Source organism: Halorubrum miltondacostae, assembly GCF_041379815.1.
In the GTDB taxonomy this organism is placed as follows: Archaea; Halobacteriota; Halobacteria; order Halobacteriales; family Haloferacaceae; genus Halorubrum; species Halorubrum miltondacostae.
Map to the genome: position 1 here is coordinate 119,688 of NZ_JBEDNY010000007.1, position 24,139 is coordinate 143,826.

A 24,139-nucleotide genomic window follows, 5' to 3' on the forward strand; every position below is an offset into this window, starting at 1 on the left:
GCCGCGGTCAGCGGCCGGGCCGCCGAGCGAGGTCGAACGGAGCCGCGCGCCGGCGCTATCCGAAAAGGTTGATAACCGCCCGGTTGCGTACAGCAACTGAATGGACGACTCGGACCGGTCGCGCGACGACGACTCGGTAGCCGCCGACGGGTCGGTCGACGAGGCCGACACCGACGGTGCCGTCGACGAGGGGTCCGAGACCGCCGCGTCCGCCGACGGAGCCCCCGAACCGGCCGATTCGGGCCCGGACGCAGACGAGCCGGACGCGGGAGCGGACCCGGATCCGGACCCCGACGAGGGGCTCGAACCGGACGAGGTTGTGGCCGCCGAGGACGCCGCGCGCGCCGAGGCCGTCGGTGACGACGGCGACGGTGAGGAGTCGGAAGGCGACGCGGAAGCGGAAGACGACGCGGACGGCGAGGACGCGGAAGACGACGCGGACGGCGAGGACGCGGAAGACGACGCGGACGGGGAGGAGGTGGAGGACGACGAGGAAGCGGACGACGCCACCGAGAGCCTCGGCGACGGCGGCACGCCGGCCACCGCCGCGGAGGCGCCGCCCGCAGACGCCGCGACGGCGGTCGAGGACGAACCCTTCGAGGGCATCGAGGGACCGGAGACGGACGAGGAGATGCCGCTGGCCGCGCACATCGAAGAGATGATGCGCCGGCTTGCGGTCGTCTTCCTCATCGGCGGGCTCGCCACCCTCGTCGTCGTCACCGAGTCGACGGAGCTCATCAACTACTTCTGGAGCTACCACATCCCTGCGCCGCTGGAGAACCGACCGCGGCTGTACGGCCCCCTCGAACTCCCGCTCACCCAGCTGAAGGTGGCCGGGCTCGCGGGCGTCGTGGTCGGGCTCCCAGCGTTCGTCTACGAGTCGTACCGGTTCATGCGCCCGGGGCTCTATCAGACCGAGCGGCGCTACTACCTCGCGGCGGTCCCGACCAGCCTGATCCTTGGCGGGATCGGGATCGCGTTCGCGCACTTCCTCGTACTGCCCGCGATCTTCTCGTATTTCACCACCTACACCTCCGACGCCGCGACGATCGCTTTCGGGCTCGCGGAGACGTTCAACCTGATCGTCATCATGCTGGCGTTCATGGCGATCGTCTTCCAGATCCCCCTTTTCATCATGCTCGCGATCATGATGAACCTCGTTACGCGGCGGTGGCTGGAGTCGAAGCGGCTGATCTTCTGGGGGTCGTTCCTCGGGATCGCCTTCCTGTTCAGCCCCGACCCGACGGGGATGGCACCGATCATCGTGACGCTCACGATGATCGCCCTCTTCGAGGGAACGCTCGCGATACTGCGCTGGACCGGAAACTAGGCGCTCCTCCGCGTTCGAACGTTGTCTCAATCGTCGTTTCCCATGTTATGTGGTATCATATGTCGTCAATATTTTATTTTCCTGCGAACGGTTTCTAACGACACCATGATCAGAAGTGAAGTAAAATCGTATCTGTTTGATCGAGAATTTAGTCGCTCACGAGATAGAATACGCAAGCGAGGCGAGAAAATATTCTGATAGTGACATTCGAACTCGCTTCCCTGGTCGGATTCGGCCTCGCGGTACTCGCCGCCGTCCTCCTGGCCGTTCAGAACCTCCTGATTCGGGTGGCCACCGACGGCGGTGACGTCGGTGACGCCGTCGTCGTCATGATGGGCGTCAACCTCCTGTTCGTCGTTCCGGTGGCCGTCGTCCGCCACCATCCGGCGTACGGCCTGTCGCCGGTCGCCGTCGGGGCGTTCGCCGCGGCGGGGATCACCGGCCTCGTCCTCGGGCGCCTCTGTCTGTTCGCCGGGATCGAGGCGATCGGCGCGAGCCGAACGACGCCGATACTCTCGGCCTCGACGCTGGTCGCCGCCGTCTTGGCCGTGCTGCTGTTCAGCGAATCGCTCACGCCGCCCCATGTCCTCGGGATCGCGCTCATCGTCGCGGGGATCGCCGTTATCTCGTGGGCGACCGCCGCCGACTCCCGGTCGACCGCCTCGCCGCGGAGCGTCGGCGTGTCGCTGCTGTTCCCGGTCGCCGCCGCGGCGTTCACCGGTGTCGAACCGATCCTCGTCCGGATCGGCCTCGACGCCGGAACGCCGATCCTCGCCGGGCTCGCGGTGATGATGACCACGGCGTTCGCCGGTTACACTGGGTACCGTTGCCTCCGCGGAATCCCTTTTCCCACGCTCGTCAGGAACCCGCACGCGCGGTGGTATGCCGGTGCGGGGGTAGCGAGCACGGTCGGCCTGATCGCGTACTTCGGCGCCATCGCGTCCGCCCCGGTGGTGATCGTGGTCCCGATCACGCACACCGCACCGCTGATCGTTATCGCCCTGTCGGCCGTACTCCTACCCAGTCGCCTCGAGCCAGTCACGTGGCCGCTGGTTGCCGCCGCGTTCGTCGTGGTAGTAGGTGCGTCGCTCGTCACGCTCTCCGGGTAAGCGTCAGTGCCGATTTTCGGGCGTCCGTGACCGCGCCGCGACCGATCTCTCGGTCGCGGTCGGAGCCCGGCCGACCGCCGTCTTCGTCTCACTCCCCGCCGAGCAGTTCGACGAGCAGCGCGTTCTGCGCGTGCATCCGGTTCTCCGCTTGGTCCCAGACGAGGGCCCGGTCGGATTCGAGCACGTCGTCCGTGATCTCCTCGCCGCGGTGCGCGGGGAGACAGTGCATCACCTTCGCGTCGGTGCCGGCGAGGAGGTCCGCGTTCACCTGGAACCCGTCGAAGGCGGCAAACTTCTCGTCGCGCTTGTCTTCTTGACCCATCGAGATCCACACGTCGGTGTAGACGACGTCGGCGCCCTTGATCGCGGTCGCCGGGTTCGTCGTCGGCGCCACGTCCGCGCCGAACTCGGTGGCGCGGTCGAACACGTCGGGATCCATCCCGTAGTCGGCGGGCGTGGCCACGTCCACGTCGACGCCAGCCATCGCCGCGCCGACGACGAACGACTGCCCGACGTTGTTGCCGTCGCCGACCCACGCGACCGTGGCGTCCTCCCCGACCGTCTCGCGGATCGTGAGGAGGTCGGCGAGCGTCTGGCAGGGGTGCGCCTCGTCGGTGAGCCCGTTGATCACGGGGCAGTCGGCGTACTCGGCGAGCGTCTCCACGTCTGCGTGGTCGAACAGCCGCGCCATCACGCCGTCGACGTACCGACCGAGGACGCGCGCCGTGTCCTTCAGCGGCTCGCCGTGGCCGAGCTGGATGTCGTCGGGGCCGAGGAACATCGCGTGGCCGCCCAGCCGCGTCATGCCCGTCTCGAACGAGACCCGGGTGCGCGTCGAGGGCTTCTCGAAGATCATCCCCAGCGTCGCATCCCCGAGTCGGGGGTCGGTCTCGCCCGCCTTCATCGCGGCGGCGCGGTCGAGCAGGGCGTCCAGTTCGGCGGGCGTCACGTCGTCGATATCGAGGAAGTCGTCGGTGGCGAGTGGCATCGTTGGAGTGGTGTGGTGTCGTTCGAGAACGGGTCGCGTCGGGGTCGCGGGCGGTTACAGTCGCTCGCGGCAGACGTCGGTCAGCACGCGCACGGCGCGGTCGAGGTCCGGGAGGGGGAGCCGTTCGTCGGGCGCGTGGTCGAGGTCGGAGTTCCCGGGCCCGTAGGTGACCATCGGGCAGTCCCACGCGGCCGCGAAGAGGTTCATGTCGCTCGTCCCGGTCTTCCGGAGCAGGCGCACGTCGCCGCCCGTCGACCGGATCGCGACGCGGAACGCCCGCGCGAGGTCGGTCCGGGGGCTCTCCATTACGGGCGGCATCGGCTCGCCCCAGTGGACGGTGCCGGTCGACAGCTCCGCCTCCGCGAGCTCGTGGATCTCGTCGACCGGCCGCGACGGCGGGATCCGGAGCTGGACGTCCATCGTCGTCTCCACGGCGAGGCCGTCGTCGCTCAGGCCGCCGTCGACCGAGATGGGTTTGGTCGTCACCTGGTCGAACACGGCGGTCTCCGCGTCGTCCGGCGTGAACGCCGCCTCGACGCCGTGCCACCAGTCGATCGCGTGCTGGATCGCGTTCGGCTCCGGCCGCGAGGAGTGGCCCGACTCGCTGGTGTTCACGTACGTCCCCTCCAGCAGGCCGCGGTAACCGAGGGTGATCCCCTGCCAGCCCGACGGTTCGCCGTTGATCACCGCGTCGGGTGCGTCGCGGTCATCGATGAGAGCGCGCGCGCCGCCGGAGTCGACCTCCTCGCGGACGACGCCCGCGAAGGAGACGCCGGTCTTCACCGCCGCGACCGCCATCGAGACGAGCGGCCCGGTCGCGTCGACCGCCCCGCGGCCCCACAACACCGGATCGCCGGGCTCGCCGACGCGGACGTCCGAAGGCTCCGACAGCTCACCCTCGGGCGGCGCGGGCCGCACCTCGACCGGGATGTCGCCGGGAACGGTGTCGACGTGCGAGGTGAGGAGCACGGCGTCGTTCGCCGGCGCGCGGACGTTGCCGACCTCGTCGATCCACGCCTCCCGGCCGTTCGCCTCGAAGAAGTCGACGAGGCGCTCGGCCGCCCGCTCTTCGTCGCGCGACGGCGAGGGGATCGAGACCATGTCGTACAGCAGCTTCCGGGCGGGCGTGTCGCAGGCCGCGGGGTAGCCGCCGCCGGCAACGACGTCGGTGCCGCCGGTCGCCGAGTCGTCGGCCGCCTCGCCCCGCTCCGGATCCTGCCCCTTGCCGGCCGCCATCAGCCGACCACCTCGGCGATCGCGTCGACGACGGCGTCGGCGTGCTCGCGCTCGATCGTCAGCGGCGGCAGCAGGCGCAGGACCGTCCGTCCCGCCGGGAGCGCGAGGATCTGGTGGTCGATGGCGAGGTCGCGCAGCAGCCGGTTCGACCCGCGGCGCACCTCGATCCCGACCATCAGCCCGTCGCCGCGCACGTCGCGCACGTCGTCGCCGAGACGGTCGCGGAGCTCGCCGCGGAGGTAGTTTCCGACCGCCTCGGCGTGGGCGGGGAGGGCCTCGCGCTCGATCACGTTGAGCGTGGCCCCCGCCGCCGCCGACACCACGGGCCCGCCGGAGAACGTCGAACCGTGGTCGCCGCCGTCCTCGGCGATCCAGTCGCGACACAGCGTCGCGCCGATCGGGAGCCCGCTGCCGAGCCCCTTCGCGGTCGTGAGGATGTCGGGAACCACGTGGTGCCGGTCGGCGGCCCACATGTCGCCGGTGCGGCCGAGCCCGGTCTGGATCTCGTCCAAGATCATTGCCGCCCCAGAGGTGGCGGTCGCGACGCGCACCGCCTGGAGGTACTCGGTCGAGACCGGGTTGATCCCGCCCTCGCCCTGGAGGGGCTCTAAGATGACGGCGGCGGTGTCCTCGTCGACCGCCTCGCGCATCGCCTCGGCGTCGCCGTACTCGACGAACTCGACGCCGCCGGCGAGCGGGCCGAACCCGTCCTTGTACTTGTCCTTCCAGGTCGTCGCGAGCGTCCCCATCGTCCGGCCGTGGAACCCCTGCGTGGTCGCGATTATCTTCTCGCGGCCCGTCGCGTGCCGGGCGAACTTCAGCGCGGCCTCGTTCGCCTCGGTGCCGGAGTTACAGAGCCAGACGTTGTCGACGTCGACCGGCGCGACGTCGGCCAACTGCTCGTATAGCGCCGTCCGCGCCGCGTGCGGGTACGACGCCTGGACGTACATGAGCTCCTCCAGCTGGCTCGTCGCGGCGTCGACGACCTCCGGGTGGCAGTGTCCGACGGGCGTACAGGCGTAGCTCGCGCCGAAGTCGAGGTACTCTGTACCGTTCGTATCGGTGACGTACACCCCGTCGCCCGAGGCGATCTCGATCGGCTTCTCGGAGAAGACGAAGCCGCTCACGCGGTCTCACCCCCGTCGTGTTCGACTGCCCCTGGTTCGTCCGCGTCGCCGCCGAGCGCCGACCGCTCGACCGTCGTTCCTTCGCCGCCAAGCGCGGCGACGACCGGGTCGCGGACGTTGGCGTCCGCGATCACGACGCGGCCCGAACCGCCTTCGAGCGCCTCTTTCGCGGCCATCACCTTCTTGCCCATGAACCCCTCTGCGGCGTCCTCCACGGCCGCCAGCTCGGTGGGCGTCGCGGCCGCGTCGATGCGCGTCTCGGGGTCGTCCGGGTCGGCGTACACGCCCGCGACGTCGGTCAGCAGGACGAGGTCGGCGTCGAGCGCGCCCGCGACCGCCGCGGCCGCGCGGTCGGCGTCGGCGTTGACCGCCGTCACCTCGCCGTCGCCCTCGTCGCCCGCCATCGGCGGCGAGACGACCGGGGTGTAGCCGTCGGCGAGGAGCCCGGCGAGCAGGTCGGCGTTCACCGACTCGATCTTCCCCGAGTGGTCGCCGCGCCGGATCTTCCGCTTCCCGTCCTCGACGACGCGGACCGCCGACTTGCGCGGGCCGGCGAGGAGGCCGCCGTCGACCCCGGAGAGGCCGACCGCGTCGACCCCGGCCGACCGGAGCCGCGCCGTCAGCTCGGTGTTGAGCTTGCCGGCCATCGCCATTGCGAACGCCTCCATCGTCTCCGCGTCGGTGAACCGCCCGGTGACGCCCGAGGCGGACTCGACGTACTCCGGCTCGATGCCGAGCCGTTCGAGCGTCTCGTCGACGACCGTCGAGCCGCCATGGACGACGACGACGGGGCGCCCGTTGGCCGCGAGGTGCGCGACGTCGCCGACCGCGCCGGCCGGGTCGACCGCCTTCGCTCCGCCGACCTTGACGACTACCGGCGGATCGCCGGCGGGTCCGTCGTCCGCGGCCGCGTCGCCTTCTTCTCCGATCATGGCGCACCTACCGGGTGGAGCCCGTCGAATTCAAGGCCCGCCGTCTCGGGCAGTCCGAGGGCGACGTTCGCCGCGTGGACCGCCTGCCCGGCGGAGCCTTTCATCATGTTGTCGATGGCCGAGAAGACGACGACCCGGCGGTTGCCGGGGTCGAGCTCGAACCCGACCTCGCCGTGGTTCGTCCCCGCAACCGCCTTCGGCTCGGGGTAGCGGTAGACGCCGCCCCCGCCTGAGACGATCCGCTCGAACGGCTCGTCGGCGTAGGCGTCGCGGTACGCGCCCCACAGGTCCCCCTTCGAGACCGGCTCGTCGGGGAAGACGTGACAGGTCGCGCTCGCGCCGCGGACCATGTCGACCGCGTGGACGGTGAAGGAGACGTCGAGGCCGAGATACGCCTCGATCTCCGCCTCGTGGCGGTGCCCGGTCGGCGCGTACGGGCGTACGACGCCCGAGCGCTCCGGGTGCGAGGAGGCCGCGCCGCCGCCCGCGCCGCCCTCCGAGGAGCCGACCTTCACGTCGACGACGACCTCGCCGGTCTCGGGACCGAGCGCGCCGGCGTCGACGAGGGGCTTCAGCCCGAGGATCGTCGCGGTCGCGTTACAGCCGCCGCCGGCGATCAGGTCGGCGCCGGGGAGGTTCTCGCGGTTGAGCTCCGGGAGCGCGTACTCCGCGCGCTCCAAGTACTCCGGCGACTCGTGGCCGTCGTACCACTCGTCGTACGCCGCGGCCTCGGGGAGCCGGAAGTCCGCCGAGAGGTCGACGACGGTGTCGGCCGCCTCGGTGAACTCGTCGATGCGCCCCATCGAGACGCCGTGCGGCGTCGCCGCGAACAGGACGTCGACCGACTCGAGGTCCTCGGGGTCCGAGAAGCGCAGGTCGAGCCCGCGCAGGTTCGGGTGCGAGCGCCCGACTGTCATGTTGTCGGCCGACCGCGAGGTCGCCTGGACGACCTCGAAGTTCGGGTGGCCGGCGAGGAGCCGCAGCAGCTCGCCGCCGGTGAACCCGGTGCCGCCGATGACGCTCGCGGTGTGGACGTCCGCGGTCGCTCCGTCGGCCTCGGCGGTCACGCGTCCACCCCCGCGACGGCTCCGTCGGCCAGCTCGGCCGCCTTCGCCTCCAGCCAGTCGACGACCCGCGCGGGGACGTCGACGTTGGTGGCCGCGTCGAGCGCTTTGAACTCGACGGTGTGGTTCACCTCGTGGACGGTGTACTCGCCGGAGCCGCCGGTCCCGGCGCTGTCCGCTTCCGCCTCGACGCCCACCTCCATCAGGTCGACGCCGAGCATGCCGCCGCCGACCGCCTCGGAGGCGCGCTCGACCAGTTCGGTCGCGCGGTCGTCGAGCGCGAACGGCGCCGTCTCGCCGCCCTTCGCTGCGTTCGTGAGCCAGTGCTCCGAGGAGCGCGTCATCGCCGCTATCGGCTCGCCGTCGACCGCCAGCACGCGGACGTCGCGGCCGGGCTTGTCGACGAACTCCTGGACGTAGAACACCTTGTGCTCGTAGTGGCCGAGCGTCTCCTTGTGTTCGAGAATCGCCTCGGCGGCGTTCCGCGAGTCGATTTTCGCCATCAGCCGCCCCCACGAGCCGGTGACCGGCTTGAGGACGCACGGGTAGCCGAACGACTCGATCGCCTCCAGAGCGGCCTCCGTCGTGAACGCGACCTCCGTCGCCGGGGTCGGTACGTCAGCCTCGGCGAGCGCGAGCGAGTTCTTCGCCTTGTCGGCGCAGACGTCGCCCGTCTCCGGGCCGTTCACCACGGGGACGCCGTAGCTGTCGAGGAACCGCGTCGCGTACAACGACCGGCTCGTCGACAGGCAGCGGTCGACGACGAGGTCGAGGTCCTCGACGGCGGCCGTCGTGGCGTCTAAGCCGAACCGCTCCTTCCGCACGTCGATCTTCTCGATGTCGTGGCCGCGCTCGCGGAGCTCGCCGAGCAGGAGCTTCTCGTCTTTCCGGATCCGGGAGTAGAGCACTCCTACGCGCACGTCGATCCCCCTCCGTTCGGGTCGGCGCTCGCGCGCCCCCCGTCGGTGCTCACGCGCATGTCGACCACTCGCGTGTCGCGGCCGTGGCGGTCGTCGCCATCTACTCGCCCCAGTCCTCCTCAAGTTCGGGCGCCTCGTCTAAGACGACCGGGTCGAGCGAGATGACCTCCAGTTCGGTCCCCGTGACCGGACTGTCGATGATCTCGCCGACCTCGACGTCGGCCGGGATCTCGATCTCCTCGCCCGTGATCGGGTCCTCCGCGGTCAGCGTGTCGGTGTCGCTCGTCATCGTACTCCACTCTGAGCGAGCCGAACGCATAAAGGTTCCGAACTTACCAAATAAATTATACTAACTAAAGCACCGGCTATCGGTTCGAAAGCGGTCGAAAGGGCCCGAGCGAGTCGGACTGTCAGAGTTCGGTCATTCGTCCACCCCCTCGCGGAGACGGGGTCGCGACCAGCGGTCGTCGGTCGACCCCCGGCCGCGGCGGTCGTCGCAGTCGGTCCGGCTGCGGGGGGCGGTTCGGCCGCGGCGGCCGGTCCGTCGTCCGACCGAGATGCCCGCCGCGGTCGGTGCGGGAGTCACGCATACGTCGCCACCTCCGCGTCGAGCGCCTCGGCCGCCACCGCTAGCGCCTCGCGGCGCTCGTCGAGCGCCGTCGCGTCTGCGTCGATCCCCGCGGTCGCGGCCGTCAGATCTTCCGCGACCGTCGCGGGCGCGGGGCCGCCCGCGGAGTCGCGGCTCGCGACGCTCGCGGCCGGATCGAGGACGCGTTCCACTTCGTCGCGCGACACGCGTTCGAAGAGGGACTCCCCGAGCACGGCGCGTGCGGCCTCGTCAACTTTTGCGGCGGCGGTCGCGGGGTCGTCATCGTCGTCGACCGCGGGGGCGGCGCTCGCGACGATCTCGTGGGCCGTCCGGAACGGGAGTCCATTCGCGGCGAGCAGGTCGGCGACCCCGGTGGCCGTTGAGAACCCCTCGCCCGCGGTGGCCGCGAGCGCGGCCTCGTCCCACTCGGCGGTCGCGACCGCGCCCGCGGCGACCGTGGTCGCCTCCCGCACGTCGCCCGCGATCTCGAAGACGCTCGCGTGGGCGCGCTGGAGGTCGCGGTTGTACGCCCGCGGCAGCCCCTTCAGGAGACTCAGCGTGCTGGTCGCTTCCCCGATCGCGTCGCCCGCGACGCCGCGGGTCAGCTCCAGCGTGTCAGGGTTCTTTTTCTGGGGCATAATCGAGGAAGTCGAGGCGTACGCGTCTGCCAGCTCGACGACCCCGTCCTTCGAGAAGAGGATCAGGTCCTCCGCGAGCCCCGACAGCGTCGTCGCGAGCGTCGCGAGCGCCGTCGCCGCCTCCGCGAGGAAGTCGCGCGCCGAGGCGGCGTCCATCGAGTTGCGGACCGTCCCGTCGAACCCGAGCAGCTCGGCGGTCCGGTCGCGGTCGACGTCGAACGGCGTCCCGGCGAACGCGGCCGCGCCGAGCGGCGACCGGTTGACCCGGTCGTACGCGTCGATGAGCCGCTCCGCGTCGCGGGCGACCCCGCCCTCGTACGACAGCAGGTAGTGCGCGACCGTCGTCGGCTGGGCCGGCTGGAGGTGTGTGTACCCCGGCATCACCGTCTCCGCGTGCTCGTCCGCGACGTCGACGAGCGCCTCCCGGGCGGCGACGGTCGCCTCGACCGCGTCCAGCAGGTCCTCGCGCAGCCGGTACCGGATACACGTCGCCACCTCGTCGTTGCGCGAGCGGGCGGTGTGCATCCGCCCGCCGTCCGGACCGACCCGGTCGATGACGGCGGTCTCGATCGCCTCGTGGACGTCCTCGCCGTCCGGGAGCGCGCCGTGCCCGGCGGCTTCCACCTCGTCCAGCGCGGCGAGGATCTCGCCCGCGACGCCGTCGTCGACGATCCCCTGTTCCGCGAGCATCACCACGTGCGCGCGGTCGACCGCGAGGTCCGCCTCGAAGATGGCGGCGTCCGCGGCGAGGCTCGACAGGAACTCGCGGGCGGGCCCGCCGGTGAAGCGGTCGCGGCGGACCGCGGTGTCGCCGCCGGCCGCGTCGGGATCGTCGTCGGTCATCTAGTTATCGTCCGCGTCGGACCCGTCCGTCTCGCCGCTCCCGTCCGTCGCGAGCTCGGGCTTCGAGACGCCCGCCTTCACGTCGTTGGCGAGGCGCTCCTGGAGCCCGTGGTACTTCGCGACGCCCGTCGCGTCCGCTTGGGCGATGCCGGCGACGTCCTCGGTGTTGAACGAGGCCATCTCCTCGGAGTAGACCGCGTACTCGGAGTCGCGTGCGACGACGCGGCAGTCGCCGCCGGAGACCTTCACCGTCGCCGTGCCGGTCACCACGTCCTGCGTCTCGTCGACGAAGGCGTTGAGCGCGTCGACGACGGGCGCGAACACGAGCCCCTCGTACGCCTTCTCGGACCACTCCTGCTCGATCCCCTGCTTGAACGAGCGCTCGTTCTTCGTGAGGACGAGGTCCTCGAGCGCCTGGTGGGCGGTCAGGAGGACCGTCGCGGCCGGGTGCTCGTAGTTCTCGCGCACCTTCAGCCCGAGCATGCGGTCCTCCATCACGTCCGTGCGGCCGACGCCGTAGCCGCCGGCGTACTCGTTGAGGTGCTGGATGAGCGGCACGGGGTCCATCGCCTCGCCGTCGACGGCGACGGGGATCCCCTCCTCGAACGTCACCTCGATGGTGGTCTCGCCCTCCGGCTCCGCGGTCCACTCGTAGATGTCCTCCGGCGGCTCGTAGTCCGGGTTCTCCAGCTTCCCGCCCTCGACCGCGCGGGACCAGATGTTCTCGTCGATGGACCAGACGCCGCCGTCGCCGGCCTCGACGGGCAGGTCATTCTCGGCGGCGTAGTCGATCTCCCACTCGCGGGTGAGGCCGAGCTCGCGCACGGGAGCGATCACCTCGAGGTCGGAGCCGCGCCAGACGGCCTCGAAGCGGAGCTGGTCGTTCCCCTTGCCCGTACAGCCGTGGGCGATGGCGTCACAGCCCTGCTCCTCGGCGACTTCCAGAATGGACTCGGCGATGACCGGGCGCGCAAGCGCGGTCCCGAGCGGGTAGCCCTGGTAGCTGGCGTTTGCCTTCACCGCGTCGAAACAGAGATCCGCAAACTCGTCTTTCGCGTCGACGACGTGGATGTCGAGCCCCAGCGCCTCGGCGGTCTCCTCCGCCTCGTCGAACTCTTCGGTCGGCTGGCCGACGTCGACGTTCACGCCGATGACCTCGTCGTAGCCGTACTCCTCTTTCAGCAGCGGTACGCAGACGGTGGTGTCGAGTCCCCCGCTGAACGCGAGTGCAACGCTCGTCATTACCAGAGTACACCCGATCTACGCCCTTAAATTTAGCGGTTTCAACATTGTAAGAAAAAGACGGAGCGACCGCTCGCGGAGACGAGAGTCGAGACTCTGCGGAACGGAATGGCGCGAACGCGACGAGGGATGAAGATTACTGGCCCGGAAGGGCCCGTCGTCGCGCCGCGCCGGAAGCCGGTCGCGGCGGTCGGACGTCTCGTCGCGGTCGCAGGGCTCGTCGGCCTCGGACGAGGGCGCGGCGAGCCACTGCGGTCATCACCCATACATACCGATCTGCGGTATAAAACTGTTCCGCACCGGTCGGCGCGCGCAAGGTTTGCCGGCCGGCCCGGACGAGGCGGTTCGCCCGGCTTACAGCGCTTCGCGGTACGCTTCGAGCGTCTGCTCGACGTCCGCCTCCGTGTGCGCGTAGGAGGTGAATTGGCACTCGTACTGGTTCGCCGTGAGGAACACGCCGCGGTCCTTCATCTCCTGCCAGAACACGCGCTCCCAGCGGTCGGTCGCGGCCGCGGCCACGTCGGCCCCTGTCTTGGGGCACGAGTCGTACCGGGCGCAGTCCGGGTCCTGCCGACAGCCGCCCGCGCAGCAGGCGTCGACGTCGTCGGGCGCTTCGCGGGTGAACACCGTCTTGAACATCGAGTCGGTGCCGACGACCGTGTACTCCGGCGCGCGTTCGGCGCAGATCTCGGCGATCCCCTCCCGGAGCTGTCGGCCGAGGCGGTTGACGTGCTCGTACACGTCGTTCTCCGCGGCGTACTCCAGCCCGGCCTTCCCGGCGGCCATCGTCACCGGGTGCCCGGAGAAGGTACCAGACTGGAACACCTCGCCCGCGGGCGTGAACCCCTCGATGATCTCGGCTTTCCCGCCGATCGCGCCGACTGGGAACCCGCCGCCGATGATCTTTCCGAACGTCGTCACGTCGGGCGTGACGCCGAACTTCGACTGCGCGCAGCCCAGGCCGCCCACCCGGAACCCGGTGATCACCTCGTCGAAGATCAGCAGCGAGCCGTAGTCGTCACAGAGGTCCCGCAGCGTCTCGTGGTAGCCGTCGATCGGCATCACGATCCCCATGTTGGCCAAGATCGGCTCGACGAGGACGGCAGCGATGTCGTCACCGTGCTCCGCGAACACCTCCTTCGCGGCCTGCGGGTCGTTGAACGGGATCGGGAGGGTGTGCTCGGCGAACGCCTCTGGGATCCCCGCCGTCGACGGGTGCGCGTCGCCCGGCGACCCCTCCACGAGCGTCGACTCCTGTGCGCCGTGGTAGCCGCCCTGCATCACGACGATCTTGTCGCGGTCGGTGTGGCCGCGGGCCAGCCGCACCGCCGAGACGGTCGCCTCCGTGCCGGAGTTGACGAACCGGATCGACTCGACGCTCGGGACGTGTCGCGCCACGAACTCGGCGTGTTCGACCTCGACCTCCGTCGGCGCGCCGTACATCGGCCCCTCCGCGACGTGCGACTGGACCGCGGCCTCGACCGGGTCCGGGAGGTCGTGGCCGTACAGCAGCGGGCCGTACCCCATCACCCAGTCGACGTAGCGGTTCCCGTCGGTATCGATCACGTGGCCGCCGTCGCCGCGCTCGATGAAGAACGGGTGCGGCATCGTCGCCCGGACCGAGGAGTTGACGCCGCCCGGCATCACCGACAGCGCGCGGTCGTACAGCCCGCGCGAGCGCTCGTGGTTCATACCGAACGTTGGGTCGGCGGGCTGAAAGTAGTTGCCGAACCGCCGTCACGTCCGCCCGAAAAAGGTCCGCCCGTCGATCCGCCTCCGGTCCCGATCCGCCGGGAGCGTCGCTACACCGCCTCCGGTCCGGTCGCGCCCGTGCGGACCTGTAGCGCGTCCTCCACTGGCAGGACGAATACCTTGCCGTCGCCGGGCTCGCCGGTCTCGGCGGCGTCGGCGACCGCCTCCGCGACCTCGTCGGCCGGGATGTCGGCGACGACCACGTCGACTTTCACCTTCTGGTGGAGGTCGACGGTGAACTCCTCGCCGCGCCACTGGCCCTTCTTCGCGGGCTGGCTGCCGCGGCCGGAGACGTTCGTCACGGTGAGCGAGGGCGCGTTGATCTCCGCGAGTGCCTGCTTGATCGCTCCGAGCTTGTCGGGCCGGACGACTGCCGTGACCATCTTGATGTCCGCGCCGTCCTCCTCGCCGCCGTCGGCGCGCGGTGACCCGTCGTTCGCGTCCGTCTCCGTCACGCGACCGCCGTCAGTGGTGACGGAGGGCTTGCCGAACTCGGGGTACGTCTCGACGCCGTGCTCGCTGACGTCGAGCCCGTCGCGTTCGTGTTCGGGGGTGACGCGGGCCTGACCGGCGGCCTTGAACGCCCCAAAGATGATCCCCGTCGCGACCACGGTCCACGCCGCGATGACGACCACGCCGATCACCTGCGAGATGAGCAGGTCGGCGGAGAACCCGTTGATGCTGACGAACGGCAGCGCGAGGACGCCGATGACGCCGGCCGATCCGTGGACCGGGAACACCGCGCAGACGTCGTCGATCTTCATCGTGTCGGAGACGAACTCGAAGACGATCGGGAGCTGGAGGCCGCAGACCAGCCCGACCGCGATGGCGCCCCACCACGTGGCGAGGTTCGCGATGCCGGTCACGCCGACGAGCCCCGCGAGGAGCCCGTTCGCGACGTACAGCGTGTCGACCTTTTTCGAGAGCGCCACCGACGCCAGCGCCGCGCCGACGCCGCCCGCGGCCATGCCGAGCGTCGTGGTAAGTGAGACGCGGCCGACCGACGCGTAGCCGTCTAAGACGAGTTCGCCGCCGTCGACAGCGAACACCGTCGCGGTCGTGCCGACGTTGAAGCCGTACCAGCCGAACGCCAGGATCAGCGTGCCGAGCACCGCGAACGTCATCGAGTGACCGGGGATGACGTTCGAGGAGCCGTCCTCGGCGTAGCGGTCCATCCGCGGACCAAGCACGTACGCCGCCGTGAGTCCCGCGATGCCGCCCATGCCGTGGACGATCATCCCGCCCGCGAAGTCGGTAAATCCGAGACCGCTCCCGCCGAGGAAGCCGCCGCCCCAAGTGATCCCCGCGACGACCGGGTAGATGACCGCGGAGATGGCCATCGTGTACGCCACGTACGTGCGGAGCTTCGCCCGTCCGGCGACCGCGCCGGAGACGATCGTCGCCGCCGTCATCGCGAAGACGGCACCGAATAGCCAGCTGTTGACCCAGCCGCCGTCACCGAGCGCTGACGCCGCCGAGAAGCCGCCGCCGCCGGCGAGCCCCTCGACGCCGAAGCCGACCAGGAAGTAGAACAGCACGCCGACGCTCCACGTCAGCAGGTTCTTCGTGAGCTGGTTCGCCACGTTCTTGGCGCGTACTTGGCCCGCTTCCAGCATCGCGAAGCCGGCATGCATGAAGAAGATGAGGAAGCAGACCACCGCGACCCACATCAGATTGATACCCTCGGCGAGGACGCTCGGATCGATCGAGGCGAGAACGCCACCCATCACAGTCCATCCACCTCTACTGAACGCTCGTCCGATTCAAACCGCATTTCGACCGTGTTCATGTGCTGAATCACATCCCAATTTCCGGGAACGACCATACATAAACGTTCGAGTTGAGTTTCAAAAGAAATCTGATTAATGATACGGCGACTGTCCAATATAAGGACGTGGCTATGGAATATAAGGTCGTTTCATCGGGTATTCCGCGGCAATCGTTGCGCTCGAAGACAACGATTGTTGTGTAATATATCTGTCTATTCGGCCGCGATCCGCCGCTCCCGCCTGCTCTGGGACGGTGCGCGGCGGACTCTGGCGAGTATTGCCGGTCCGTTGTCACGCGAATCTGTCCCGTACGCCGCGTTAATCGGGAATTCCGGGCTCTAATGGCCTCTCAACGAAAATTGACGTTCGTCAACCTACTCTCTAACTCCTCGACGGGTCCGATCGATCGGCCGCCGATCTCCCCAGCCGGCGATCGGTCGCCCCCGAGCGAACGCGCTTATTCGGGCTTCAGCCCCTCATTCTGGACGCGCATCACGGCCTCGCCGTCGGCGAGGTTTGGCGCGTCGACGAGGCGGACGATCCGCTTGTCGCCCTTCGACTTCCGGAGATACATCCGGAACGTGGAGGCGTGGCCGAGGATGTTGCCGCCGATCGCCTGCGTCGGATCACCGAAGTACGAGTCGGGGTTCGACGCGACCTGGTTGGTGACGAGGATGGCGGTGTTGAACAGGTCGCCGATCCGCATCAGGTCGTGGAGGTGTTTGTTGAGCTTCTGCTGACGGTCGGCGAGCTCGCCCCGACCGACGTACTCGGCGCGGAAGTGGGCCGTGAGCGAGTCGACGCAGACGATCCGGATCGGCCACTCGCTCTCCTCGTGTTCGCCGGCGAGCTCCTTCGCCTTCTCGGCGAGCAGGATCTGGTGGTTGGAGTTGAACGCCTTCGCGACGTGGATCTGGTCCAAGAACGCCTCGACGAGCTCCTCCATCGCCTCCTCGTCGCTCGGCGTCCCCTCGATCTCGCGGCGCTCCATCTCGTCCGCGAGGATCTCGTCGTCGAGCCCGCGGACCATGTCGTCGATCCGCTCCGGGCGGAAGGTGTCCTCGGAGTCGACGAAGATACAGCCGCCGTCGAGGCCGCCGTGTTCCGGCGGGAGCTGGACGTTGACGGCCATCTGGTGGGTGACCTGCGACTTCCCGGAGCCGAACTCGCCGTACACCTCGGTGATCGACTGCGTCTCGATACCGCCGCCGAGCAGCTCGTCGACCTCGTCGATCTGCCAGGAGAGCTTCCCGATCTCCTCGCGTCGCTCGAGCACGGTCGCGCCCGTCTCGAAGCCGCCGACGTCTGCGGCGTCGCGGGCGGCGTTGATGATGTCCGCGGCGGACGACTCGCCGATGTCGGCCGTGTTCGACATCTCGCCGGGGCTCGCGACCGCGATCGACTGGTAGCTCTCGAATCCGTTGTCCACGAGCTTGTCCGCGGTCGCCGGGCCGACGCCGGGGAGGTCCTCGAGTTCGTCTTCAGGCATGTACACGATGCTTTGTCGGCATCCAGTATAAAGACTGGTTTACACCCGAGTAAAAGTGAAAACGGTGCCGAGTCCCCGCACGGTCGTGGCTCGGTCCCTCTCAAAAGCGTTCGGCGGATCGCCCCGCTTGGCCGCGCGGTGAAACTGGTCGACGAGTCGGAATCGGTCCCGGCCGTCCGGACCTCAGAAGCCGACGCGGCGGACGTACTCCAACTCGCGGATCTCCACGAGCAGGTCGCCCGACAGCTCGGCGTCGGTGATCACGTACAGCTTCGGGTCGTCCGTGAACTCGGGATCCTCGCTCAACACCTGGCGGATCGAGACGCCGCGGTCGGCCAGGATCGCCGTCACCTCGGCGACGATCCCCGCCTCGTCGGCGGCCGCGACCTCGATGGTGAGCACGGCGAGGTCCAAGACCGGCGCGAGGTCCATCAGACTCGGGATCGACGAGATGTTGGTGAAGATGCGCTTCAGCTCCGGGTCGGCGAGGATCGCGTCGGTCGTCGAGTCCACGACGCGCCGGTCGACGTCGAGCTCGCGCGCGATGCCGGTGTACGGGATCTCGATCCCGCCGGAGACGACGCGCCCCTCCTCGTTGACCGAGAAGCCGCGCTCCAGGAACAGGCGGATCACGGCCTGCTGGCTGGGCGACCCCTCGAACTTCTCGAGGATCTCGTCGAACATTCGTTACTACAGGAGGTGACGGCGCGTCGGTATAAATCAGGGTGCGTCGCGGTCGCGCCGCCGCTCAGTCCGCGAGCCCGGCGTACGCGCCGCCGAGGACGACCCCGTACGCGAGGTGCCCGGCCGCGCTCAGCGCGCCGACGTTCGGCAGCGGCGGGTTCGCCGGGGAGCCGACCGCGGACAGCCAGATCGGCATCACGATCACGGCCAGCGCGACCCAGACCGCCAGCCCGTACGCCGCGCCCACGCCGAGCGACTTCGCCGCGCCCTCGCCGGCCGAGGGCCGCAGCCCGACCAGCGCGGCGAACCCGACGCCGAGGACCGCACCGTGCGCCATGTGGATCACCCAGCCGGCAAACGGGGCCGCCGGCGGCGCGAGCCCGTACATCGACGGGATCACGACCTCCAAGAGCGGAGCGGGGATGACGTACGTCATCACGAGCCCGAAGACGACGCTCCCGACGAGCCCGCTGCCCACGCCCGCCCGCCAGTCTCCGGTTCCGGTCGATACCCCTGCCGCCGTCGTCGTCGTTTCGGTCGACATACAGGTTCAACGGTACCCCGTCATCCGGTAATATATGCCGGGATAGTGTGGCAGCGACGCACACGACCCGAGCGTACTTACGGCTCATCCGCCCGCGGAGCCGGAACCTCCGCCGGACCACTTCCGCTCCGCCACCCGACCCCTTTTGACCGGTGGCGCCGAACCCCACCCCGTGTCAGAGCCGCCGCACCTGCGGTTCTTCCCGTACGAGGAGCCGTACCCGAACCAGCGCGAGGCGATGGACAGGGTCGCCAACGCGCTAGACCGGGGGCAGGACGTGCTGTTCGAGGGCGCGCCGGGGACAGGGAAGACGCTCTCCGCGCTCGTGCCCGCGCTGGAGCACGCGCGCGAGCATGACCGCACCGTGGTCATCACGACCAACGTCCACCAGCAGATGCGGCAGTTCGTCGAGGACGCCCGCGCGATCACCCGCGAGGAGCCGATCCGCGCGGTCGTTTTCAAGGGGAAGTCGTCGATGTGCCACATCGACGTCGACTACCAAGAGTGTCAGACCCTCCGGGACACCACCCGCGAGATGGTCGAGACCGAGAGCGAGGTCCGCGAGCTGGAGTCGCGCCAGCGCGAGCTGCTGGCGGAGAGCCGCGAGGGCGACGCGAGCGCCGCCGAGGCCCGCGAGGCGGTCATGGAGGAGCTCGACGAGCTAGAGGCGGAGATAGACGAGTACGAGGCCGCCAACGTCTGCGAGCACTACCACAACAACCTCACGCGCGACACCGACGACTTCTTCGCGTGGCTCTTCGAGGACGTGCGGACCCCGGAAGACGTGTACGAGTACGCCGACGAGCGCGAGCTGTGCGGCTACGAGCTGCTGAAGGAGGGGATGGAGGGCGTCGATCTGGTCGTCTGTAACTACCACCACCTGCTCGACCCGAACATCCGCGAGCAGTTCTTCCGGTGGATCGACCGCGACCCGAGCGAGATCGTCACCGTGTTCGACGAGGCGCACAACATCGAGGACGCCGCCCGCGACCACGCCACCCGGACGCTGACCGAGAACACGCTCGATGCCGCCTTGGACGAGCTGGCCGATAGCGACGACTCGCGCGCGGAGCCCGCAGGGAACGTCCTCCGCGCCTTCCGCGACGCCCTCGCCGAGACGTACGAGGACGCGCTCGGCTTCGGCGGCCCCGAGTCCGTGACGGAGAACTGGGAGGACGTCTCGGTCGCCAACGACGACCGCCGCGACGACCTCACGCTCGCGTTCCTCCGCAACTACGAGGGGAAGGGGATCGACACGGAGACCGAGCTCGCCGTCCAGCTCGGACAGGCGATAGACGAGGAGTACGAGCGCCGCTACCGCGACGGCGAGGCGACCACCCGATCGGAGTCGCAGACGCTCGCGGCCGCCCGGTTTGTCGCGACGTGGATGGACGAGGGCGCGGAGTTCGGCCAGTACCCGGTGGTCTCCGTCCGGCGCGACGCCGGCACCGACGAGGTGTACGGCCGGGCGGAGCTGTACACCTGTATCCCCCGGAGCGTCACCAGCGAGCTGTTCGATGAGGTGGCCGCCTCGGTCCTGATGAGCGCGACGCTGCGCCCGTTCGACGTGACCGAGGACGTGCTGGGGCTCGAAGACGTCGCGTCGATGGCCTACGGGATGGGCTACCCCGAGGCGAACCGCCGGACGTTCGCCGCCGACGTGCCGCCACTGTTCGCCTCGGACCGCAACGACCCGGCGACGCAGGAGGCGGTGGCGTCGCTGCTCCGCGACGCGATCCGCTTCACCCCGGGCAACACGCTCGCGTTCTTCCCGTCGTACGCGGAGGCCGAGCGCTACCACGACCGGCTCGCGGGAGCGGGCGGAGGCGGGAGCGTCGGCGGCGACAGCGCGGGAACGACCGCCGACCTCGGGCCGATCTACCGCGACGGACCGGGCCAAGACGAGGAGCGCCTCCGGAGCGAGTTCGTCGAGAGCGACGGCGCGGCGCTTTTCACCTCGCTGTGGGGGACGCTCGGCGAGGGCGTGAGCTTCGACGGCGACGACGCCCGGACGGTCGTCGTCGTGGGCGTCCCGTACCCGCACCTCTCGGACCGCACCGAGGCGGTCCAGGACGCCTACGACCGGGCGTTCGCCGACCGCGACCGCGCCCGCGACCCGGGGTGGACGTACGCAGTCGAGATCCCGACGATCCGCAAGACGCGACAAGCGCTCGGCCGCGTGATCCGCGGCCCCGACGACTTCGGGGTCCGGATCCTCGCCGACCGGCGCTACACGACCGCCGACATGGGGAAGTACTCGGTCCGCTCCGCGCTTCCGCCCGAGGAGCGCGAGGAGCTGCTTGATGTCGACCCCGCGAAGCTGAAGTTCGCGATGCTCAACTTCTACCAGGACCACGACGCGTACGACGGGCCGCCGCCGTCGCCGTGACGCGGGCGCGACGCCGCCGCTCCCGGTCGCCTACCCCGGCATCGACGCGAGCAGGATCGAGACCAGGATTAAGACCCCGGCGAGCAGCGTCGTGACCACCGCGTGGATCAGCGTCATCGCGGCGACGGCCCGCCGCGGCCGCTCGTAGCTCCACCAGAACATCGTGCCGTCGACGAGGAGGGCCGCGAGGAGAATGAGCCCCGCGGGGAGTTCGAACGTGTTCCCGACAACGCTGATCACCGCGGGCAGCGGGCCGACGTAGAGGGCGCGCCGCGGGTCGACGTCGCCGAGCACGTTCCGGGCCGCGACGTGGGCGGTCAGGGAGAGGAACAGCGCCAACAGGACGGTCGTCCCGAGCACGGTGACCGGCGTCACCGTCTGTAAGAGCATGCTCGCCCTACGGGCCGGGGGGTAAAAGTGACCGCGGAACGCGCCGACACGCGGCCGGGACGCCCGGTCGCCACCGCGTCAGTCTAACAGTCCGAGCCCGCCGAGCTCCTCGACGATCACGTCGACGGCGGCCGCCGCGTCCTCGGGGCTGGTGCCGCCGGTGACGACGACCTTGCCGCTGCCGAACAGGAGCGCGACGACGTCCGGCTCGTCGAGCCGGTAGACGAGCCCGGGAAACTGCTCCGGCTCGTACTCGATGTGCTCCAAGCCGAGCCCGATCGCGATGGCGTTCAGGTTCAGGCTCTCGCCGAGGTCGGCCGACGTGACGATGTTCTGGACCGTGACCTCGGGGTCTTCGATCGGGATCTGGAGCGCGCGGAGCTCCGTGAACACGATGTCGAGGCTCTCGTGGACCGCCTCGATCGAGTTCGCGCCGGTACAGACGATCTTCCCCGACCGGAAGATCAGCGCGGCCGACTTCGGGTCCGTGGTCCGGTAGACGAGCCCGGGGAACTGCTCGGGGTCGTAGTCGGCCCCCTCGAGGTCCATCGCGACGCTCTGGAGATCGAGCTCCTGTCCGATCCCCGTCGAGGCGACGACGTTCTCTACGGTGATCGTCTCCTTCGGGTCGGCCCTCATTACATACGCTCTCGCCCGAACGAGTTAAAAAGGTGGCTGGTCGGAACCGCCACGCTATTCCCCGCGCCGCGCGGAGCCGTCGGCGTGTACTGGCTCGAACTCGCCGGCGAGACCGACGCCTTCGCCGCCCGGGAGGCGGCGACCGCCGCGACCGGTGTCGACCTCCTCGCGCCGGGGATCGCGCGCACCGGCGGGATCGAGCGCGCGCACGCCCGTCGGCTCGCCTACACCCGCGCCGCCCACAAGGCGGTCGCGCGGACCGAGGCCGATGTCGACGCCGCGGTCGCCGCACTCCGGGCGGCGTCGCTCGACCGCGCCGGGAGCGTCGCGGTCCGCGCCCGCGACGTCCGGGCGACGGCGGGCGTCTCGACGGAAGCGGCCGAGCGCGCGCTCGGGAGCGTCCTCGTCGACCGCGGGTTCGACGTCGACCTCGACGACCCCGACCACGTCCTCCGCGCGCTGTTCGCGACCGGCCCGCGCGCGGACCACGACGCAGTGGCTGGCGCGAACGGCGGCGACGCGGACTGTTGCGCGCTGGGTTGGGTCGCCGTCGAGGCCGCCCGCGACTTCGCCCCGAACCCGACCGACCGCCCCTTCTTCCAGCCGGGGAGCATGGCCCCGGCGGACGCCCGCGCGTACGCCAACCTCGCGGGCGCCGCCCCGGGCCGGACCCTGCTCGACCCGATGTGCGGCACCGGCGGCCTGCCGCTGGAGGCCGGCCTCGTCGGCGCCGACGCCGTCGCGTGCGACGCGCAGGCGAAGATGGTCTGCGGCGCGCGGCGGAACTTCCGGGAGTACCTGGACGGCGGCGGGACCGACGACTCGGGGCGGCCTGACGCCGACGGTTCCTCCCCCGACTGGCACGTCGCGCGCGGCGACGCGACCGCCCTCCCGCTCTCGGACGACGCCGTCGACGGGGTCGCATTCGACGCCCCCTACGGCCGGCAGTCGAAGATCGCGCGCCACGAGCTGGCCAACCTCGTCGGGGGCGCGCTCGCGGAGGCGGCCCGGGTCGCGCCGCGCGCGGTGCTCGTCGCCGACCGCGACTGGCGCGGCCCCGCCCGCGACGCCGGCTGGACCGTCGACGCGGCGTTCGAGCGCCGGGTTCACCGGTCGCTGACGCGCCACGTGCTGGTGTTGCGCCGCGGGGGTGACGGGGAGCGCGGCACGGACGCGGCGGCGAGTGCGGCCGGGAGCTCGCCGGACCGAGAGTGAACGACCGATCGGCGGAATCGGTCCGACTGGGCGCTGGCGCGACAAGTTTCAGTTTCGCCCCGCCGCCGGGCAACGGTTAAGTGGGCGGCCTCTCGTGGTACTCGCATGACCGGGGACGCCGGGGACATGCTCTCGTGGGACGAGTCCGTGTTCCGCGACGAGTCGGTGTTCGAGATCGACCACGTCCCCGAGACGTTCCGCCACCGGGAGAGCCAGCTGGAGAACCTGAAGTACGCGCTCCGCCCCGCGGTCCGCGGCTCCCGGCCCCTCAACACGATGGTCCGCGGCCCGCCGGGGACCGGGAAGACCACCGCGGTCCAGAAGCTGTTCGGCGAGCTCGGCGCCCGGACCGAGGTGCGGACGGTGCGCGTCAACTGCCAGGTCGATTCCACGCGCTACGCGGTGTTCTCCCGGCTGTTCGAGGGGATCTTCGAGTACGAGCCCCCGTCGTCGGGCATCTCGTTCAAAAAGCTGTTCGGCCAGATCACCGACCGCCTCGTCGAGGAGGACGAGGTGCTCGTCGTCGCCTTAGACGACGTGAACTACCTCTTCTACGAGAACGAGGCGTCCGACACGCTGTACTCGCTCCTCCGCGCCCACGAGGCGCACTCCGGCGCGAAGATCGGCGTCATCGTCGTCTCCTCGGACCTCGGGCTCGACGTGATCGACGACCTCGACACCCGGGTCCAGTCCGTCTTCCGGCCCGAGGAGGTGTACTTCCCCGTCTACGATGCGACCGAGATCTACGACATCCTCGCCGAGCGCGCCAAGCGCGGCTTCCACGAGGGGGTCATCGGCGACGCCGAGCTGGAGCGCGTCGCCGACCTCACGGCCGACAGCGGCGACCTCCGGGTCGGGATCGACCTCCTGCGCCGCGCCGGGCTCAACGCTGAGATGCGCGCCTCGAAGACGGTCTCGGAGGAGGACATCAAGGACGCGTACGACAAGTCGAAGCACGTCCATCTCTCGCGGTCGCTGCGCGGCCTCTCGGAGTCCGAGCGCGACCTCGTCCGCGTCCTCGCCGCCAACGACGGCGAGCGCGCAGGCGAGGTGTACGACGCGTTCAACGACGAGACCGACCTCGGCTACACCCGCTACTCGGAGATCATCAACAAGCTCGACCAGCTCGGCGTGATCGACGCGGAGTACGCCGACGTCGACGGCCGCGGCCGCTCGCGCGAGCTCTCGCTGGCGTACGACGCCGAGGCCGTCCTCGACCGGCTGGAGTGACGCGGCCGACGCCTTTTCAA

At 70.0% G+C, this 24,139-nt stretch carries 21 protein-coding genes; 5 read left to right on the forward strand and 16 right to left on the reverse strand.

All coding sequences use genetic code 11. From position 1 onward, the window contains the following. Positions 1-100: 100 nt before the first annotated feature. Both tatC and ABNG04_RS16115 read left to right on the forward strand, forming a co-directional pair. A complete protein-coding gene (gene tatC / locus ABNG04_RS16110) occupies positions 101-1,330 on the forward strand; it encodes a twin-arginine translocase subunit TatC (RefSeq protein WP_371163388.1) in 1,230 nt (409 codons plus the stop codon). 200 nt (positions 1,331-1,530) lie between these two features. After that, positions 1,531-2,439, forward strand: a complete 909-nt coding sequence (locus ABNG04_RS16115) for a GRP family sugar transporter (RefSeq protein WP_371163389.1) — start codon at positions 1,531-1,533, stop codon at positions 2,437-2,439. Positions 2,440-2,527: 88 nt separating this feature from the next. Here the strand turns inward: ABNG04_RS16115 and argF are convergent, their stop codons facing one another. The 14 genes from argF to ABNG04_RS16185 form a co-directional block, all read right to left on the reverse strand. Continuing rightward, on the reverse strand, positions 2,528-3,427 hold the full coding sequence (argF, locus tag ABNG04_RS16120) for an ornithine carbamoyltransferase (protein WP_371163390.1): 900 nt from the start codon (positions 3,425-3,427) through the stop codon (positions 2,528-2,530). Between the two features lie 54 nt (positions 3,428-3,481). Beyond that, entirely contained in the window at positions 3,482-4,663 is a 1,182-nt protein-coding gene (locus tag ABNG04_RS16125; protein ID WP_371163391.1) for a [LysW]-lysine hydrolase, read from the reverse strand. Further along, positions 4,663-5,790 (reverse strand): aspartate aminotransferase family protein, encoded by a 1,128-nt coding sequence (locus tag ABNG04_RS16130; protein ID WP_371163392.1) that lies wholly within the window; start codon positions 5,788-5,790, stop codon positions 4,663-4,665. The genes ABNG04_RS16125 and ABNG04_RS16130 overlap by 1 nt, the downstream gene beginning before the upstream one ends. Then, positions 5,787-6,722 (reverse strand): acetylglutamate/acetylaminoadipate kinase, encoded by a 936-nt coding sequence (locus tag ABNG04_RS16135; protein ID WP_371163393.1) that lies wholly within the window; start codon positions 6,720-6,722, stop codon positions 5,787-5,789. The genes ABNG04_RS16130 and ABNG04_RS16135 overlap by 4 nt, the downstream gene beginning before the upstream one ends. Further along, a complete protein-coding gene (gene argC, locus ABNG04_RS16140) occupies positions 6,719-7,789 on the reverse strand; it encodes an N-acetyl-gamma-glutamyl-phosphate reductase (protein ID WP_371163394.1) in 1,071 nt (356 codons plus the stop codon). The genes ABNG04_RS16135 and argC overlap by 4 nt, the downstream gene beginning before the upstream one ends. Then, the gene (gene lysX / locus ABNG04_RS16145; protein ID WP_371163395.1) at positions 7,786-8,706 is read right to left on the reverse strand and encodes a lysine biosynthesis protein LysX; all 921 of its coding nucleotides are present in this window, start codon (positions 8,704-8,706) and stop codon (positions 7,786-7,788) included. The genes argC and lysX overlap by 4 nt, the downstream gene beginning before the upstream one ends. A gap of 100 nt (positions 8,707-8,806) precedes the next feature. Continuing rightward, positions 8,807-8,995 carry a lysine biosynthesis protein LysW gene (gene lysW, locus ABNG04_RS16150; protein ID WP_006114043.1) on the reverse strand — a complete coding sequence of 63 codons (189 nt, stop codon included), beginning with the start codon at positions 8,993-8,995 and terminating at the stop codon, positions 8,807-8,809. A gap of 293 nt (positions 8,996-9,288) precedes the next feature. After that, positions 9,289-10,776, reverse strand: coding sequence for an argininosuccinate lyase (gene argH, locus ABNG04_RS16155; protein ID WP_371163396.1), 1,488 nt, complete (start codon positions 10,774-10,776; stop codon positions 9,289-9,291). Beyond that, the gene (locus ABNG04_RS16160) at positions 10,777-12,018 is read right to left on the reverse strand and encodes an argininosuccinate synthase (protein WP_371163397.1); all 1,242 of its coding nucleotides are present in this window, start codon (positions 12,016-12,018) and stop codon (positions 10,777-10,779) included. It abuts the gene before it with no gap. 354 nt (positions 12,019-12,372) lie between these two features. Then, complete coding sequence (gene hemL / locus ABNG04_RS16165; RefSeq protein WP_371163398.1) at positions 12,373-13,710, reverse strand: glutamate-1-semialdehyde 2,1-aminomutase; 1,338 nt, start codon at positions 13,708-13,710, stop codon at positions 12,373-12,375. A gap of 110 nt (positions 13,711-13,820) precedes the next feature. Continuing rightward, positions 13,821-15,500, reverse strand: coding sequence for an ammonium transporter (locus tag ABNG04_RS16170; protein ID WP_371163399.1), 1,680 nt, complete (start codon positions 15,498-15,500; stop codon positions 13,821-13,823). Positions 15,501-15,996: 496 nt separating this feature from the next. Continuing rightward, the gene (radA, locus tag ABNG04_RS16175; RefSeq protein WP_343778401.1) at positions 15,997-17,028 is read right to left on the reverse strand and encodes a DNA repair and recombination protein RadA; all 1,032 of its coding nucleotides are present in this window, start codon (positions 17,026-17,028) and stop codon (positions 15,997-15,999) included. Between the two features lie 183 nt (positions 17,029-17,211). Next, positions 17,212-17,712: a TrpY family transcription regulator gene (trpY, locus tag ABNG04_RS16180; protein ID WP_371163400.1), complete on the reverse strand. Its 501-nt coding sequence runs from the start codon at positions 17,710-17,712 to the stop codon at positions 17,212-17,214. Between the two features lie 64 nt (positions 17,713-17,776). Then, positions 17,777-18,256 (reverse strand): histidine kinase, encoded by a 480-nt coding sequence (locus tag ABNG04_RS16185; protein WP_371163401.1) that lies wholly within the window; start codon positions 18,254-18,256, stop codon positions 17,777-17,779. A gap of 172 nt (positions 18,257-18,428) precedes the next feature. Between ABNG04_RS16185 and ABNG04_RS16190 the strand changes: the two genes are divergently transcribed. Continuing rightward, positions 18,429-20,645, forward strand: coding sequence for an ATP-dependent DNA helicase (locus tag ABNG04_RS16190; RefSeq protein WP_371163402.1), 2,217 nt, complete (start codon positions 18,429-18,431; stop codon positions 20,643-20,645). A gap of 30 nt (positions 20,646-20,675) precedes the next feature. Here ABNG04_RS16190 and ABNG04_RS16195 read toward each other — a convergent pair whose 3' ends face one another. Further along, positions 20,676-21,035: a DUF7473 family protein gene (locus tag ABNG04_RS16195; protein WP_371163403.1), complete on the reverse strand. Its 360-nt coding sequence runs from the start codon at positions 21,033-21,035 to the stop codon at positions 20,676-20,678. A gap of 78 nt (positions 21,036-21,113) precedes the next feature. Continuing rightward, positions 21,114-21,674, reverse strand: a complete 561-nt coding sequence (locus ABNG04_RS16200; RefSeq protein WP_371163404.1) for a TATA-box-binding protein — start codon at positions 21,672-21,674, stop codon at positions 21,114-21,116. An 84-nt stretch (positions 21,675-21,758) separates the two neighbouring features. Between ABNG04_RS16200 and ABNG04_RS16205 the strand changes: the two genes are divergently transcribed. Together ABNG04_RS16205 and ABNG04_RS16210 are read left to right on the forward strand one after the other, a co-directional pair. Further along, a complete protein-coding gene (locus tag ABNG04_RS16205) occupies positions 21,759-22,889 on the forward strand; it encodes a class I SAM-dependent methyltransferase (protein ID WP_371163405.1) in 1,131 nt (376 codons plus the stop codon). A gap of 105 nt (positions 22,890-22,994) precedes the next feature. Continuing rightward, complete coding sequence (locus tag ABNG04_RS16210) at positions 22,995-24,119, forward strand: ORC1-type DNA replication protein (RefSeq protein ID WP_371163406.1); 1,125 nt, start codon at positions 22,995-22,997, stop codon at positions 24,117-24,119. Positions 24,120-24,139 lie beyond the last annotated feature (20 nt).

Excerpts from the sequence above, each read along its gene's own strand:
- tatC (WP_371163388.1), top strand. The coding sequence starts at position 101 with ATGGACGACTCGGACCGGTCGCGCGACGACGACTCGGTAGCCGCCGAC.
- argF (WP_371163390.1), bottom strand. The coding sequence starts at position 3,427 with ATGCCACTCGCCACCGACGACTTCCTCGATATCGACGACGTGACGCCC.
- ABNG04_RS16125 (WP_371163391.1), bottom strand. The coding sequence starts at position 4,663 with ATGGCGGCCGGCAAGGGGCAGGATCCGGAGCGGGGCGAGGCGGCCGAC.
- ABNG04_RS16135 (WP_371163393.1), bottom strand. The coding sequence starts at position 6,722 with ATGATCGGAGAAGAAGGCGACGCGGCCGCGGACGACGGACCCGCCGGC.
- lysW (WP_006114043.1), bottom strand. The coding sequence starts at position 8,995 with ATGACGAGCGACACCGACACGCTGACCGCGGAGGACCCGATCACGGGC.
- argH (WP_371163396.1), bottom strand. The coding sequence starts at position 10,776 with ATGACCGACGACGATCCCGACGCGGCCGGCGGCGACACCGCGGTCCGC.
- ABNG04_RS16160 (WP_371163397.1), bottom strand. The coding sequence starts at position 12,018 with ATGACGAGCGTTGCACTCGCGTTCAGCGGGGGACTCGACACCACCGTC.
- hemL (WP_371163398.1), bottom strand. The coding sequence starts at position 13,710 with ATGAACCACGAGCGCTCGCGCGGGCTGTACGACCGCGCGCTGTCGGTG.
- radA (WP_343778401.1), bottom strand. The coding sequence starts at position 17,028 with ATGCCTGAAGACGAACTCGAGGACCTCCCCGGCGTCGGCCCGGCGACC.
- trpY (WP_371163400.1), bottom strand. The coding sequence starts at position 17,712 with ATGTTCGACGAGATCCTCGAGAAGTTCGAGGGGTCGCCCAGCCAGCAG.
- ABNG04_RS16185 (WP_371163401.1), bottom strand. The coding sequence starts at position 18,256 with ATGTCGACCGAAACGACGACGACGGCGGCAGGGGTATCGACCGGAACC.
- ABNG04_RS16195 (WP_371163403.1), bottom strand. The coding sequence starts at position 21,035 with ATGCTCTTACAGACGGTGACGCCGGTCACCGTGCTCGGGACGACCGTC.
- ABNG04_RS16200 (WP_371163404.1), bottom strand. The coding sequence starts at position 21,674 with ATGAGGGCCGACCCGAAGGAGACGATCACCGTAGAGAACGTCGTCGCC.
- ABNG04_RS16210 (WP_371163406.1), top strand. The coding sequence starts at position 22,995 with ATGACCGGGGACGCCGGGGACATGCTCTCGTGGGACGAGTCCGTGTTC.